Annotated in this window: 13 protein-coding genes; 6 read left to right on the top strand and 7 right to left on the bottom strand. The window is 63.8% G+C overall.

What is annotated here, in order from left to right; genetic code table 11:
* Positions 1 to 72 precede the first annotated feature (72 nt).
* The 4 genes from CPI83_RS09050 to CPI83_RS09035 all read left to right on the top strand — a co-directional run bounded on the left by CPI83_RS09050 (position 73) and on the right by CPI83_RS09035 (position 4,233).
* A complete protein-coding gene (locus tag CPI83_RS09050; protein ID WP_029255850.1) occupies positions 73 to 1,644 on the top strand; it encodes an MFS transporter in 1,572 nt (523 codons plus the stop codon).
* A gap of 97 nt (positions 1,645 to 1,741) precedes the next feature.
* A complete protein-coding gene (locus CPI83_RS09045) occupies positions 1,742 to 3,355 on the top strand; it encodes a serine hydrolase domain-containing protein (RefSeq protein ID WP_097387113.1) in 1,614 nt (537 codons plus the stop codon).
* A 17-nt stretch (positions 3,356 to 3,372) separates the two neighbouring features.
* On the top strand, positions 3,373 to 3,798 hold the full coding sequence (locus tag CPI83_RS09040; RefSeq protein ID WP_019744587.1) for a limonene-1,2-epoxide hydrolase family protein: 426 nt from the start codon (positions 3,373 to 3,375) through the stop codon (positions 3,796 to 3,798).
* A 30-nt stretch (positions 3,799 to 3,828) separates the two neighbouring features.
* Positions 3,829 to 4,233 carry a carboxymuconolactone decarboxylase family protein gene (locus tag CPI83_RS09035; RefSeq protein ID WP_019744588.1) on the top strand — a complete coding sequence of 135 codons (405 nt, stop codon included), beginning with the start codon at positions 3,829 to 3,831 and terminating at the stop codon, positions 4,231 to 4,233.
* Between the two features lie 60 nt (positions 4,234 to 4,293).
* Here CPI83_RS09035 and CPI83_RS09030 read toward each other — a convergent pair whose 3' ends face one another.
* From CPI83_RS09030 to CPI83_RS09010, 5 genes are all read right to left on the bottom strand, one after another.
* Positions 4,294 to 5,661 carry a PhoH family protein gene (locus CPI83_RS09030; protein ID WP_003945274.1) on the bottom strand — a complete coding sequence of 456 codons (1,368 nt, stop codon included), beginning with the start codon at positions 5,659 to 5,661 and terminating at the stop codon, positions 4,294 to 4,296.
* Positions 5,662 to 5,936: 275 nt separating this feature from the next.
* A complete protein-coding gene (locus tag CPI83_RS09025) occupies positions 5,937 to 6,653 on the bottom strand; it encodes a LuxR family transcriptional regulator (protein ID WP_007726367.1) in 717 nt (238 codons plus the stop codon).
* A 26-nt stretch (positions 6,654 to 6,679) separates the two neighbouring features.
* Positions 6,680 to 8,113: an amidase family protein gene (locus CPI83_RS09020; RefSeq protein ID WP_019744590.1), complete on the bottom strand. Its 1,434-nt coding sequence runs from the start codon at positions 8,111 to 8,113 to the stop codon at positions 6,680 to 6,682.
* 152 nt (positions 8,114 to 8,265) lie between these two features.
* Positions 8,266 to 9,573: a serine hydroxymethyltransferase gene (glyA, locus tag CPI83_RS09015; protein ID WP_003945195.1), complete on the bottom strand. Its 1,308-nt coding sequence runs from the start codon at positions 9,571 to 9,573 to the stop codon at positions 8,266 to 8,268.
* 76 nt (positions 9,574 to 9,649) lie between these two features.
* The gene (locus tag CPI83_RS09010) at positions 9,650 to 10,846 is read right to left on the bottom strand and encodes a DUF885 domain-containing protein (protein WP_069146350.1); all 1,197 of its coding nucleotides are present in this window, start codon (positions 10,844 to 10,846) and stop codon (positions 9,650 to 9,652) included.
* A 172-nt stretch (positions 10,847 to 11,018) separates the two neighbouring features.
* Here CPI83_RS09010 and coaA point away from each other — a divergent pair, with 172 nt between their 5' ends.
* Positions 11,019 to 11,951, top strand: coding sequence for a type I pantothenate kinase (gene coaA / locus CPI83_RS09005; RefSeq protein ID WP_003945270.1), 933 nt, complete (start codon positions 11,019 to 11,021; stop codon positions 11,949 to 11,951).
* 6 nt (positions 11,952 to 11,957) lie between these two features.
* On the opposite strand, the gene CPI83_RS09000 is transcribed toward coaA, so the two are convergent.
* Complete coding sequence (locus tag CPI83_RS09000; RefSeq protein WP_003945211.1) at positions 11,958 to 12,725, bottom strand: isoprenyl transferase; 768 nt, start codon at positions 12,723 to 12,725, stop codon at positions 11,958 to 11,960.
* A 172-nt stretch (positions 12,726 to 12,897) separates the two neighbouring features.
* Here CPI83_RS09000 and CPI83_RS08995 point away from each other — a divergent pair, with 172 nt between their 5' ends.
* Positions 12,898 to 13,566 carry a hemolysin III family protein gene (locus CPI83_RS08995; RefSeq protein WP_020970260.1) on the top strand — a complete coding sequence of 223 codons (669 nt, stop codon included), beginning with the start codon at positions 12,898 to 12,900 and terminating at the stop codon, positions 13,564 to 13,566.
* Here the strand turns inward: CPI83_RS08995 and CPI83_RS08990 are convergent.
* Positions 13,533 to 15,560, bottom strand: coding sequence for a thioredoxin domain-containing protein (locus CPI83_RS08990; RefSeq protein ID WP_097387112.1), 2,028 nt, complete (start codon positions 15,558 to 15,560; stop codon positions 13,533 to 13,535). The genes CPI83_RS08995 and CPI83_RS08990 overlap by 34 nt on opposite strands.
* Positions 15,561 to 15,565: the final 5 nt, after the last annotated feature.

Raw genomic sequence — 15,565 nt, 5'->3', positions numbered from 1 at the left:
CTGCCGTCCGCGCAGGAGCAGAGATGGCGTACAAACATGTCTCACACACTTGCACCGGCGCCCTCGGCGCCTATGATGACCAAGTCCCGTCGATTCACTGCGCTGATCTTCATCTGCCTCGCCGAACTCCTTGTCGTGCTGGACAACACAGTGGTCAACGTCGCACTGCCGACGATGAGCGTCGACCTGTTCGCCAGCGTCAGTGACCTGCAATGGATCGTCGACGCGTACACGTTGACCTTCGCCGGGTTCCTACTCACTTTCGGCCACCTGGGTGACCGCTTCGGACGCCGCCGAGTGATGATCATCGGTCTGATCGGCGTCGGCGCGATGTCGCTCGTCGGCGCTTTGGCTTCCAACCTCGAACAGGTGATCATGGCGCGCGCTGCCATGGGTGTCTTTGCCGCAGCGGTCTTTCCGGCCACCCTGGCCATGATCACGAACATCTTCACCGACGCCAGAGAACGAGCCATCGCCATCGCGGCCTGGACCGCAATGGCCGGCTTCGCGATTGCCATCGGCCCGACGGCAGGCGGTTGGCTTCTCGAGCACTTCTCCTGGCACTCGGTGTTCTGGATGAACGTTCCGGCTGCGTTGCTGGTCATCGTCGGTGTGCTGCTGGTTGTTCCGGAATCGAAGGCGCTTCACGTCGGCCGATTCGATTTCGTCGGAACAATCTTGTCGCTCCTCGGCATCGTCATTCTCGTGTGGACCATCATCGACGCGCCACATCGCGGATGGGTGTCGCCATTCAGCATCACGGGATACCTCTCTGCGACAGTGTTGTTGGCGGCATTCGTCGCATGGGAACTGCGCACCGATGCGCCGATCCTGAACATGAATCTCTTCCGAATCCGGCGGTTTTCATTCCCCGCCTTGGCTATTGCGGTCAGCTACTTCAGCATGTTCGGGTTCTTGTTCCTGATCACGCAGTACTTCCAGGGCGTTCGCGAATACTCGCCACTCGAATTCGGCATCCACTCTTTGCCTTTCGCCGCCGCTGTTGCGGTGGGCGCTCCCGTCGCCACCTTGGCGGCACAGAAACTCGGCACGACCGCAGTGATGGTGTTCGGCCTCCTCGTCCTCAGCGGCGGCATGTTCCTGGCCGGCCAGACGACCGTCGAGACGCCCTACCTCGGACCCGTCGTGATCTCGATGGTTCTCATGGGTCTGGGCCTCGCAATTGTCCAGGGACCGGCTACCGACTCCATCATGTCCTCGGTGCCCCTCGACGAAGCCGGCGCAGGCTCGGCAGTCAACGACACGACGCGTGAACTCGGTGGGACCCTGGGCGTCGCCGTCATCGGCTCGATCGTCGCCTCGTATTACACGTCCAAGGTGGCTCCGATCGTCGACGCCATTCCCGACGCCGTGATGTCGGCACAGGAGAAGGGCTTCGCTCGTGAGTCGGTGCTCAGCGTCATCGAGATCCGCTCGCGCGACATCAGTCCGCTCTTCGAGCAGCAGAAGGACAGTCTGATCTACACGATGAAGGCCGCATGCCTGGAAGGCTTCGCCATCGCGTCGTACTTCACGGTCGGCGCAGCACTGATCACCGCGCTGCTGGTCGCGTTGTTGCTCCCCTGGAAGCCCGTCACAGAAGGCTCCATTCTCGGCAGTCTGGCGACCAAGACCCCGAAGTAGCTACAAGGTTTCCCGATTTGTCCGTATCTCAGCCCGCCGTTCCCCGATACTGGATTGACCGAGTGGTACCGACGACAGCCCTGCTAGGGAGAATCTCGTGTCCATCACCAGTAGAAACAGCTCGCGCCTGTCGGCTGCGGCGGTTCCGGTAGTACTGACGGTCGCCCTGCTCGCCGGATGCTCGTCCGATTCAGACACCACCTCAGCGCCCGGGCCGGTCGTCAGCGACGCCAGCCCCGGTCTCGACGCCGGGGTGCCGATCCCGGACGGGCAAATCGACGACGCGGTCGGGAAGCTCGACGGCCTCGCGAACGATCTCATGGCAAGTTCGGGCGTCCCCGGCATGGCTGTGGCCGTGGTGCACGGCGGTAAGACTGTGTATGCAAAGGGATTCGGGGTTCGCGAGTTGGGTAAGAGCGCCACCGTCGATGCCGACACCGTGTTCCAACTGGCGTCGGTGTCGAAATCGGTAGGAGCCACGGTGGTCGCCCACGAAGTCGGAATCGGGACCGTCGACTGGGACACTCCGGTGATCTCGAAACTGCCGGGGTTTGCGCTTGCCGATCCGTGGGTGACCGACCACCTCACGATCTCCGATCTCTACACGCATCGGTCGGGATTACCGGACCACGCCGGCGACGGGCTGGAGGACCTGGGCTACAACCGGGCCCAGGTGCTCGAGAAGCTTCGCCAACTACCGCTCAATCCATTTCGAATCACATACGAGTACACGAACTTCGGCGTCACAGCCGGCGCTGAGGCCGTTGCAGCTGCGGCGGGCACCGATTGGGAAACGCTGTCGCAGAACACAATCTACGGCCCGCTCGGTATGACGTCGACGTCTTCGCGGTTCGCCGATTACCAAGCCCGAGAAAATCGAACAGTGGGCCACATCCTCGAAGACGGAAAGTACAAGATAGGCCCGGTTCGGGACGCCGACGCCCAATCCCCCGCCGGTGGAGTCAGCTCCTCGGCGAACGACATGGCCAAGTGGTTGGACATGGTGCTGTCCGGCGGTCAGTATCAGGGGCAGCAGGTCGTACAGACGGATGCGCTCGTGCCCGCAGTGAACCCGGAGATCGTCTCGCGCCACGCGCAGGAAATCGGGGAACGCTCCGGCTTCTACGGCTACGGGTTCAACGTTTCCGACAGCGCCGCAGGCCGTGTCACCGCCAGCCACTCCGGCGCCTTCCTGGTCGGAGCCGGGACAAATTTCGTGACGATTCCCTCCGCTGACGTCGGCATCGTCGTTCTGACCAACGGCACGCCCACCGGCGTCGCGGAGACCTTGACCGCCGAGTTCGCCGATCTGGTGCAGTTCGGGAAGATCACCCGCGAGTGGCGCCCGCTGTACGAAGCGGCGTTTGCCTCACAAGCCGATCCCGAGGGCGAACTTGCCGGGAAGACACCGCCGGCCACTCCCGCTCCTGCCCCACCGACAAACCAATTGACCGGCGACTACGGCAACCCGTACTGGGGTCCCGCACTCGTGACGCAGCAGAACGCTGCGCTGACCTTGACGATGGGTCCCGCCGCGGTGACGTATCCGCTGACCCACTGGGACGGAAACACCTTCACGTTTCCGCTCAGCGGCGAGAACGCACCGGCCGGGACGGTCTCGAAGGCCACCTACGACGGAAACTCGCTAACCTTGGAGTACTTCGATCACGATCATCTCGGTACCTTCATCCGGGCAACACCGGCCGAATAATCAGCCAAGGACACCCCATGAGTAGTTCGACAGCCACGGTGAACGCAATGTTCGCGGCCCTCACCGATTTCGACGTGGACGCAGCAGCGGAATTGATGACAGACGACATCGTCTGGCAGAACGTCTCGCTCCCCACACTGCGAGGCAAGAAGACCGTCGTGCGAGCGCTTCGTCTGGTCACCAAGCCTTCACTGAAATTCGAGGCCGAGATGCACCACATCGTCGGCGACGAGTCCACGGTGCTCACCGAACGCACCGACATCCTGACCGTCGGGCCGCTGCGCATCGAATTCTGGGTGTGCGGAACTTTCGAACTGCGCGACGGCAAGGTCTCCGTCTGGCGTGACTACTTCAGTCTGCGAGACGTCGCGTGGGGTGTGGTGACCGCGGTCGGCCGTGCAGTCGTCGGGAGCGGGACACGAAGTAGGCTTGCTCCGGCCTGAAATCACCTGCCGAAAGCGAGCGAACCTGCCATGCCCGAGAACACCACGCCTGACTCCTTCGACGCCGGCTTGGCTGTGCGCACCGAAGTCATGGGGGCCGATTTTGTCGACGCCGCCTTCGAGCGCACCCGCGGCACCGACAGCGAAGAACTGCAGAACTTCGTGACGGCCAACGTCTGGGGTTCGGTATGGACGCGTCCCGGACTGGATCGCCGCAGCCGCAGTCTGATCAATCTGGGGATGCTGATCGCGCTGCGCGCGGAGAACGAACTCAAAGGCCACGTACGCGGAGCACTACGAAACGGCTTGACGCGCACCGAGATCGTCGAAACCGTGATCCACGCGAGCGCGTACTGCGGCGCGCCGGCGGGGCTGGCGGCAATGCGTGTGGTGCAGGAAGTTCTCGACAACGAACTCGGACCGCTGCAAAACTGAACTACTGAAAACCCAAGAATCTCCCCGTGCAGACCGAAGTCCGCACGGGGAGATCGCTTCTCAGGAAGTGGGGCCGAACTCCTCGAGCATGTCGGTCACCAACTCGGCGATCGGCGACCGCTCACTGCGCGTGAGTGTGATGTGCGCAAAGAGCGGGTGCCCCTTGAGCTTCTCGATGACGGCCGCAACTCCGTCATGCCTGCCCACTCGCAGGTTGTCACGCTGCGCGACGTCGTGCGTGAGGACCACTCGCGAGCCGGTTCCCAGACGAGAAAGCACTGTCAGCAGAACATTTCGTTCGAGTGACTGCGCTTCGTCGACGATCACGAACGAATCGTGCAGCGACCGACCGCGAATGTGCGTCAGCGGCAACACTTCCAGCATTCCGCGGGCGAGAACCTCTTCGAGAACCTCTGGCGAAGCCAACCCGTCGAGAGTGTCGAAAACGGCCTGAGCCCACGGGCCCATCTTCTCGCTCTCACTACCGGGAAGGTAGCCGAGTTCTTGTCCGCCAACGGCATACAGCGGACGGAAGACGACGACCTTGCGCTGGGTGCGGCGCTCGAGAACGGCTTCCAAACCTGCTGTCAGAGCCAAGGCCGACTTACCGGTGCCTGCCTTGCCGCCGAGAGAGATGATGCCGATGCTCTCGTCCATGAGGAGATCGAGCGCAATGCGCTGCTCGGCGGAGCGGCCGTGCAGTCCGAACGCCTCACGCTCACCGCGCACCAACTGGATGCGCTTGTCGGGAGTCACCCGACCGAGGGCGCTCGACGAACCACCGAGCAGACGAAGACCCGTGTGACACGGCAGATCTCGTGCTTCGTCAAGGTCCAGGAAACCCTCGTTGAACAGCTCGTCGATGTCCGTCGAGGCGACGTCCAGCTCGGTCATGCCCGTCCATCCCGATGGCACGACGTCGTGAGCGTGGTACTCGTCGGCAGGCAGTCCCACCGCGCCTGCCTTCACACGAAGCGGTATGTCCTTACTGACGAGGACTACGTCCTTGCCCTCCGCCGCAAGGTTCAGCGCGCACGCCAGAATCCTCGAATCGTTACTGTCCGTGCGGAATCCGACGGGGAGGACCGCAGGGTCGGTGTGATTGAGTTCGACCTGCAGTGTCCCGTTCTCGGTGCCGATCGGTACCGGACGGTCGAGGCGGCTGTATTCGATCCGGAGATCGTCGAGCATGCGGAGCGATTCTCGGGCGAACCATCCCAGTTCGTGGTGGTGTCGCTTGCCTTCGAGTTCGCTGATCACGACCAGTGGCAGTACCACGTGGTGTTCGGCGAATCGAGTGACAGCCCATGGATCGGACAGTAGTACCGAGGTATCCAAGACGTACGTGCGAAGTGCATCTCCCGAATGATTCCCGGCTGATAGATCAGCCCGGGCCGAGTGGGCAGAGACGGAGCGTGATGCAGTCACGTTGGGCTCCTAGGTCTGCGCGGCACCCGCGCAAACTCAGCTCGCTGGGCCGGACGGCTCTGGTGTCAGGTGACGCTGTGTCAGCTGAAACAAGGGCCGGGCGCCGGCCCTCTCGTACTGAGTGTTTCAGTCACGATCAGAACCTCCCGCACAAGTAACTTCTGGTTACTCGTTACTGCCGACGGTACTGCGGATCGGACACTCGCGCCACGGAACGAGCCGCACATCTGGTGAACGCCAGGTAACAAAATGCCACTCGTGTGATTCAGCGTCACTCAGGACTCGATCAGACCCCACTTCGCGGCGCGCACCGCTGCCTGAACCCGCGAATTGGTTCCGGTCTTGACGAAGATGTTCTCGAGGTGGGTGGCGACGGTGCGACGGCTGACGAACAACTCCTCGGCGATCTCGACATTGCCCGCGCCCCTGGCCACCAATTGCAGTACTTGGATCTCCCGTGGGCTCAGATGGACACGATCGAGCGCCACCTGGTCCCCCACGACGCGCGAGCAGGCCGCGCTGGACGCCGCCACCACCTCGCGCACGCGATCGACGACGCCGGAATCCGCGAAGCTCATGTGCAGCAATCCGGTCACCTCACGGCCGGAGAACCCCAATGCGACCGACGCGCCCTCGGCGTACCCGGACGGCCGCAGAACATCGGTAACCATCTCGACCTGCTCGAATCGTGGCACGTCCTGCCAGAACACTGGCACGCCCGAAGCCTCGCGAATGATGCCGAAGAGATTGCGATCGGCGACGAAGTCGTCGAGCAGGAACTCGAGCACCCTGGCGTCGTATCCGGAACTCGCCAAAGCCCGATGCCGTCCGCTCGACGGGTCTCGGTACGTGACCGCCGCAGCCGAGTACGCGAGTCCACGTGCGCGAAGTTCTTCGGCGCACAGGCCGAGAATGCCGTACGCCCCGGCCGCCGGCGATCGCGGCGCGAACATGTCAGGTCCAGCGCCGCGATCAGGCAGTACAGACGTCATCACACCAATCTAGCCAATCGTGTGAGCTAGGCCACCACCAGTGAATCGGCCGGCTTCCTGTCCGCCCACGGACGCACCGCTTCGAAGTTCGCGGCAGTCCGCAGAACCAGTGCGTCCTGGCGGTGGCGTGCGGCGATCTGCAGCCCCACGGGTCGACCGTCGGCGGTGAATCCGGCGGGCACGGTGATCGCGGGGTTGTTGAGCATGTTGTACGGGTAGGTGAAGAGCCAATCGAGCAACTGCTCACGCAACGACGCACCTTCGAGCCATGACGGCGCGAACTGACTGAGCGGGAACGTGGCCGAAGCCAAGGTCGGCGAGACCAACACGTCGTAGTCGTTCATGAACGTGGTCCACGTGTCCCACATGACGCCGCGGAATGCGTCGGCCCGCCCGACGTCGACACCGGTGAGCCGCTCGGCCTCGTGCATGATCTCGATCAGGTTGTCGTCGACCTCGCCGCGCTGGTTCTCCCAGTCGAGCAAGTCGTATTCGGAAGCGAAACCGGGAACCCAGATGCCGTTCCACATCGACTCCGACGGATTTCCCCACTGCGGGGTCGCCTCGGTGATCTGGGCACCCAATTCCTCGAATGCCGCCAGCGCGTCGAGGCACACTGCCAGCACCTCTGGATCAACATGGCCGAGGCCGAGATTCGTCGACCACGCGACGCGAAGCCCCTTCACGTCACCCTTCGCCGCTTCGACGTACGAGGTCTCCGCACGCTCGATCGAGAGCGGATCCGCATTGTCCGGCCCGGCCATGATGTCGAGCATCAGCGCGTTGTCGGCGACGGTCCTGGTGATCGGACCGTGGTACGCCCAGTTGTAGAACCGCCCGGCCAGAATGGTCTGCGGAATGACGCCGGTGGTCGGTTTGAGCCCGACGACCCCGCAGAGCGCCGACGGGATACGCACCGATCCGGCGCCGTCACTGCCCTCGGCCAGTGGCCCGAGGCCTGCAGCCACGGCAGCCGACGCACCGCCACTGGACCCGCCCGCGCTGTTGCCGAGCTTCCACGGGTTGTGCGTCGGCCCGTACAGGTGGTTGTCCGTGCCACCGTAGTAACCGCTTTCGGGAGTGTTCGTCTTTCCCAGGAACAGTCCGCCGGCGCCGCGCAGCCTGTCCACGACGACGGCATTTCCCGTCGCGATGTTGTCGGCCATCGGCTTCATCCCGAACGTGGTCGGCAGCCCGTCGACTGCCGTCAGATCTTTGATCGTGAATGGAACGCCGTGCAGCGGGCCGAGTTTCTCGCCCGATTCCTGTTGCCGTGAGAGTTCGGCCGCGTCGCGCGTGACCTGCTCGCGATCGAACTGCACTATCGCGTTGATCGACGGATTGACGGCGTCGACGCGCTGGATCATCGCTTCGGCAATCTCGTTGGGCGAGAGACTGTTCGACGCGACCGACGCCGCCATCTCGGTAGCGGAGAGCCAATGCAGATTCTGTTCGGTCATGGGGTTTCCTTCGCCGGAGGGGTGATGCTCTCAGGCTAGGAAGCGCCGAACTCGGCCACCATCGGTCATGTGACCGATGCCACAATCCGCGACTGGCAAAAAACCAGCGGCCCGGCCCCTCGAAAGGGACCGGGCCGTCGGTGAAGGAATACCTAGACGTTCTTGCTGAGCAGGCCCCAGTTCTCGAGACCGTCGTACAGCGGAAGGTCGAGGGCGAGCTTGGCGACGCGCGCACGCAGCGCCGGCAGATCCGCGTTGCCGGCCAGAGCGGTACCGATGATGTCGGCGACCTCGGTGAACTCGGCATCGCCGAATCCGCGGGTGGCCAACGCTGCGGTACCGATACGCAGACCGGAGGTGGTCATCGGCGGGCGGGGATCGAACGGAACAGCGTTGCGGTTGACCGTGATGCCGATTTCGTGCAGAAGGTCCTCACCCTGCTGGCCGTCGAGCTGCGAGTTACGCAGGTCCACGAGAACGAGGTGGACGTCTGTGCCGCCGGTCAGGACACTGATGCCCTGGTCTGCGACGTCCTTGTTGCCCAGACGCTCGGCAAGGATGCGCGCACCGGAAAGGGTGCGTGCCTGACGATCCTTGAACTCTTCACCGGCAGCGATCTTGAAGGTGACTGCCTTGGCCGCGATGGCGTGCATGAGCGGTCCACCCTGCTGACCCGGGAAGACAGCGGAGTTGAGCTTCTTGGCCCACTCCTTCTTCGCCAGGATCAGGCCGGAACGCGGTCCACCGAGGGTCTTGTGGACGGTCGAGGAGACGACGTCCGCGTACGGGACGGGCGACGGGTGCAGGCCTGCGGCAACGAGTCCGGCGAAGTGAGCCATGTCCACCCACAGGTACGCCCCGACCTCGTCGGCGATCGCACGGAACGCCGCGAAGTCCTGCTGACGCGGGTACGCGGACCAACCGGCAACGATGACCTTCGGCTTCTCGGCGAGGGCGATCGAGCGCACCTCGTCCATGTCGATGCGGTGATCTTCCTTGCTGACGCCGTAGGACGCGACGTCGTACAACTTGCCGGAAAAGTTCAGCTTCATGCCGTGCGTGAGGTGACCACCGTGTGCAAGGTCGAGGCCGAGCAGCTTCTCACCCGGGTTCATCAGTGCCATCAGAACAGCAGCGTTGGCCTGTGCGCCCGAGTGCGGCTGAACGTTCGCGAACTCTGCACCGAAGAGTTCCTTCGCACGGTTGCGCGCCAGATCCTCGATGACGTCGACGTGCTCGCAACCGCCGTAGTAACGACGTCCCGGGTAGCCCTCGGCGTACTTGTTGGTCAGGACGCTGCCCTGAGCCTGCAGAACCGAGCGGGGAACGAAGTTCTCCGACGCGATCATCTCGAGCGTGTCGCGCTGACGAGCCAATTCACCAGCCATCGCCTCGGCGACTTCGGGGTCGAGTTCGGCGAGTGATGCAGAGTTGACGTCGGAGCCGGGCACAGCGGTCATCGAGGAATCTCCAAGCTGGATGCGGAAACGAATGCGTCCAGTCTACGAAGTTCGCTCCCGCCGTCTCCACCCGGCACTAGGCAGCACGCAGAGAGCTGGGGACCAGCGGCTCGTCGAGCAGCCTGCGGAAGCGTTCGGTGCGCTCTGCGCCCACCGGCACCTCGTCCAGCCAGCCCCCGAGCAGCCGGTATCCCTCGACATACGTGCTGGTGTACGCCCGCCACAGCGGTGAAGACAGGAACTTGAGCGATTGGCGAGCGCGTTCCGGCGTCGACAGCGACCACCGTTCGAGGAACAGCGCCACGTCGTCGAGGCTGCGCCCCTCGTCGTGCAACATCAGAGCGGCATCCTGACGAACACTCAGCAGTTGCCCCGACGCGGCGGAGAGCCGTTGCGCCTTTTCCCCGTCGAAAGACAAGCCGAGATCGGCGTAGATGTCCTGCGCCCACAAGCCCCACTCCGGACCGACGATCGCTTCCAGCGCCAGATCTGCGAGGCCTTCGGCCATGATGCACTGCGGCGTGTTGACCAGGAACAGTGTCTGCTCGAGCTGACCCGAACCGACCAGACCGGCTTCCTTACGGCAATGCTCGGTGTGATGGCCGGGGTAGGACTCGTGCGCGATCAGCCGCGGCAGGTTGGCCATGAACTGCGGCAGATCCGAATTGATCGCAACCTTGGAGCGGTAGTCACCGAGGTAGTAGTTGAAGCCGGACCACGGCTTGTCCCCCACCACTTCGTATTCGACGGTTTCCGACGCCGGAAGCCCGAACGTGCCGCGGACCAGATCGCGCAGCGCACTCGACATTGCCTCGACGCACTCGTTCAGTCTCCCCGCGGGGATCTCGTCGGCCTTGCGATGCGCCTGCACTCGCTGCGCCAGCGGTCCCGGACCGGGCAGAACTTCACCCATCAACCGGTGAGCGTCGCTGTAGGCGTCCTCGTTTCCCTTTTCGATTCGTACGTCGAAGTACGCCTCCACCTCGTCCACGAAGCCGATGTCCTCACCCGCGAACTTGCGCCCGGAGCATTCCAGCGCGCGAAGGTGAACGTCGATGAAATGAGCGCGCTCGGCATTCAGACCACTTCCGGCCAGCTCGCCCCGCAATTCACGTGCCGTGCGGGCAAGTTCACGCGGATCGGGCTTCGGGGCGCTCTCGATCTGCTTACGCAGCGCGGGGTCACCGGTGAACGCGTCGACGAACCCGTCTTCGAGACGGTCGAAACCCAGTCCGAGCAGCAGATATTGGCGAACAAGTGTGTCTGGATCCATAACGACCGAGCCTAGCCGCTCGCTCCGGAATGCCACCCGGCGAAAGTCCCGGACGTGGCACCGAGCACAATCCGACTATGCACTCGGATCGTGCGCACACGCGCCTGGCTTGCTCGCATAGCTGTTTCGTCCGCCGGGCCCCGGGTTCACTACATGCCGGTGAGCTGGGCTGATGGCGCGCACCAACGAATCGAGTCCCTACGTCGAGTTCGACCGCAAGCAGTGGCGGACACTGCGTAAGTCGACGCCGCTGGTGTTGACCGAGGACGAGTTGTACGGCCTGCGTGGTCTCGGCGAGCAGATCGATCTCGAAGAAGTTGCCGAGGTTTATCTCCCCCTCGCACGTCTGATCCACCTGCAGGTGGCGGCACGCCAACGGCTGTTCGCGGCCACCGCGACGTTCCTCGGTGAGAAGCATCCCGACCGTCAGGTGCCCTTCGTCATCGGTGTCGCCGGTTCGGTCGCGGTCGGAAAATCCACGACTGCTCGTGTGCTGCAAGCTCTCCTGGCCCGCTGGGACCACCATCCACGCGTCGACCTCGTCACCACGGACGGATTCCTCTATCCGACCAGGGAACTCCAGCGTCGGGGCATCATGCACCGCAAGGGTTTTCCCGAAAGTTACGATCGCCGCAAGCTGTTGCGCTTCGTCACCGAAGTCAAGTCCGGGGCGGAAGAGGTAGCGGCGCCGGTCTATTCGCATACGTCGTACGACATCATCCCGGGCCAGTACCACCTGATCCGCCAGCCTGACATCCTCATCATCGAGGGCCTCAACGTCCTGCAGACCGGCCCGCGTCTGATGGTCTCCGATCTGTTCGACTTCTCGATCTACGTCGACGCCCGTATCGAGGACATCGAAGCCTGGTACATCCAGCGGTTCCTCGCGCTACGCAACACGTCGTTCGCCGATCCGAACGCTCACTTTCACCACTACTCCGGCCTCTCCGACCGTGACGCGACCATCGCGGCGAAGGAGATCTGGAACTCGATCAATCACCCGAACCTGGTGGAGAACATTCTCCCCACCCGCCCCCGCGCAACCCTGGTACTGCGCAAGGACGCCGATCACACGATCAACCGGCTCCGACTGCGCAAGCTCTGAGACGGCTCAGGCGCCGAACCGGCGGTGGCGCGCCGCGTAGTCACGCAAGGCTCGAAGAAAGTCGACTCGACGGAACTCGGGCCAGTACGCCTCGGTGAACCAGATCTCCGAATAAGCGCTCTGCCACAACAGGAATCCGGAGAGCCGCTGCTCGCCGGAGGTGCGGATCACCAGATCCGGATCGGGCTGTCCCGACGTGTACAGATGACCGTCGATGCCGTCGACCGTGACGGCCTGGATCAGTTCGTCTCCGCTCAGACCCGCACCGATCTTGTCGCGCAGGAGCGACTGGACGGCGTCGGCGATCTCCTGACGTCCGCCGTATCCGATCGCGACGTTGACATGTGTCCCGGTTCGGCCACTGGTCCCCGCCGCCGCTTCCCGCAAGCGCCTGGACTGCTCGGGGGGCAGAAGATCGAGAGCACCGACGATCTGCACACTCCAGTTCTTGCCGGGCCCGGAGATCTCTTCGACGACGTCGGTGATGATCTCGAGGAGCGTGTCGAGTTCTTCCGGCTCGCGGCGCAGGTTCTCGGTCGAGAGCAGGTAGATGGTTGCCATCTCGATTCCGGCGGCGTCGCACCACTCGAGCAATTCGGCAATTTTGAGCGCGCCCATGCGGTGCCCGTGACTGACATCGGTGAAGCCGTTCTCGCGAGCCCATCGCCGGTTTCCGTCACACATCACGGCTACGTGCCGTGGGTGCGCGAGACCGTCGAGATGACTGAGGAGCCGTCGCTCGTAGATGCTGTACAGCAGTCCGCGCAGATTCACCGTGACATCACCATGGTGTCAAAGACTACGCCCGGCAGTGACAGCCACATGCGAGCGCCGTCACGCTTTTTGTACGCGTCGAAAACCCGCAGGTAGGTTATGCTACTGGTGCGTAACCTACGGTACCGTAGGTTACGTAGTTCGCAACAGCATGGAACGAGAGGGGTTGCACATGACGGCATTCGGGCTCGACGAGCTTCCGGTCAAACCACGCATGCGCGGTTGGATCCATCTGTGGGCGCTCGGTGTCTCCGTCGTCGCGGGCATTGTTCTCGTCTCCGTAGCCGGCGCTCAGGTGGGCGCCAAGGCGGCTTGGGCAACCGCGATCTACAGCATCACGATCTGCGGCCTCTTCGGCATCAGCGCGACGTATCACCGCATCCAGTGGCAGACCGTCAAGGGCCGTACGTGGATGAAGCGTGCTGACCATTCGATGATCTTTCTCTTCATCGCCGGCAGCTACACACCGTTCGCCATGCTCGGCCTTCCCACCCACACCGGCAAGATCATTCTTGCGATCGTGTGGGCAGGTGCACTGGCCGGCGTTGCCCTCAAGATGCTCTGGCCCACCGCGCCGAAATGGGTGGGGGTACCGCTCTACCTTCTCCTCGGCTGGGCGATCGTTCCCGTGGTCGGTGAACTGACACACCAGGTCGGTGTGGCGCCGATGGTGCTGCTGCTCGTCGGCGGAATCTTCTACAGCGTCGGCGCAATTCTGTACGCGACAAAATGGCCCAACCCGTGGCCGACGACGTTCGGGCATCACGAGTTCTTCCACGCTGCCACTGTCATCGCAGCGATCTGCCACTACATCGCGGTATGGCTCGTCGTGTTCAACTGATTCGCCAGTTCCACCACCGTCGTCACCGGCCGATCACACACGAATCCCCGACAGATGTAGGCGGCTTCACCGTCGTCGACAAGGGGGCGATCTGCAAGCAGCGGTGAAGAATCCGGCGCTCCGCCGACAACCACTGCACCACCCGGGGCAAGCCGCCGGGCATCGGCCAACAGCGAACCTTCCCCGACGACGGCAACCTGTATCGGACCACGCAACGACGCTTCCGCCACTGTGAGCCAGTGTCCCGCCGACCGAGGCGCACGCTCGAGCGGCAGCGTGGCCCTCGCCAACGCGTCCGCCGCGGCCTGGGCGTAACGAGAGGATCGACCGGCATCGGTCAACGCCGCCGCGGTCAACAGAGCCTCCGCGACGCTCGACGCACCGGACGGCGTCGCGCCGTCCAACGGGTCTCGGGGCCGTGTGACGAGGGACTCCGCGAAATCGGCCGTGTCGAACCAGCTTCCCGGCTCGGCCGGATCGGCGAAGTGGTCGAGCGTGACGTCGAGCAACTGCTGCGCCGCATCGAGCCACCGCGCGAATCCCGTTGCCTGGTAGAGAGCCAGAAGGCCGGTGGCCAACATTGCGTATTCCTCGAGCACTCCCGTCGGGGCGCCGACAGCCCCGCCGAGGGAAGCGCGACGCAAATGGCCGTCTACCAGGTGAAGGTCGAGAAGAGCGCCAGCGCACTCGGCCGCCGCCGCGATCCAGTCGGGTCGGTCCAGGGCAAGTCCCGCTTCCGTCAAAGCCGTGACGGTCAACCCGTTCCAGGCCGTCACCACTTTGTCGTCGCGGCCAGGCTGTGGACGCTGAGCCCGGGCGGCGCGTAGAGCGTCGGAGACCGTCTGCCAGCGCGACCAGTCGTCGGGGTCACGGAGCAATTGCAATACCGACGCACCCTCTTCGAAGGTTCCGGTATCGGTGACCCGGAACAAGTCCGCCGCCCACTGCCCGTCCTCCGCACCGAGTACCTCGACCAGCTGCGTCGGCGTCCATACGTACGTGAGGCCTTCGACGCCGTCGGTGTCGGCATCGAGAGCCGAAGCGAAGCAACCGTTCTCGGTCAGCAAATCGGAGAGCAAAAACCCTGCGGTCTCACTGGCGACGCGGGTGGCCAGGTCCGATCCGGTTCGCCGCGCCAAGTGCGCGTAGAACCGCAGGAGCAACGCATTGTCGTAGAGCATCTTCTCGAAGTGCGGAACCACCCACTCGGCATCGACCGAGTAGCGCGAGAATCCCCCGCCCAACTGGTCGTAGATACCGCCGCGTGCCATTGCTTCGGCGGTGCGCTCGATACCGCCGAAGATCTCGCCCGAACCCGTTCGCTCGAACTGTCGGAGCAGCCCCTCCAGTAGTGCCGACGGTGGAAACTTCGGTGCCCCACCGAATCCCCCGCGCGGGATGTCCTCGTCACCGAGGATCGATCGACCCGCCGCGTTCAGCAGTTCGGCGTCGATAGGCGCTCCGCCGTACGGAATTCCGCCAGACGCGCGCTGAAGTTCCGTGACGATCGACTGCGCCGCGTTGTCGACCTCGTCGCGCCGATTCGTGAAGGTGTCGGCTATCGCTTCGAGAAGCTGTGTGAACGACGGCATTCCGCCGCGAGGCGTCGGCGGGTAGTACGTGCCGCAGTAGAACGGTGAACCGTCGGGAGTCAGAAAACAGGTCATGGGCCAGCCGCCCTGACCGGTCATCGCGACCGTCGCATTCATGTAGACGGCGTCGATGTCGGGACGTTCTTCGCGGTCCACCTTCACACAGACGAAGTTCGCGTTCATGACGGCCGCGATCTCGTCGTCCTCGAACGACTCGTGCGCCATGACGTGACACCAGTGGCACGCCGAGTATCCGATCGAGAGGAGGATCGGCACGTTGCGCTCGCGCGCCCACTCCATCGCCTCTTCGCCCCACTGTTGCCAGTGGACCGGATTGTCGGCGTGCTGACGCAGGTAGGGGCTCGAGGACCCACCCAGGTTGTTGCGCAGCCGTGGGTCCATCGTCG

Origin of the sequence: Rhodococcus sp. H-CA8f (assembly GCF_002501585.1) — a bacterium.
Taxonomy (GTDB): Bacteria; Actinomycetota; Actinomycetes; order Mycobacteriales; family Mycobacteriaceae; genus Rhodococcus_F; species Rhodococcus_F erythropolis.
The sequence above is the reverse complement of the archived record's forward strand: the minus strand, read 5'-3'. Positions and strand labels throughout refer to the sequence as shown.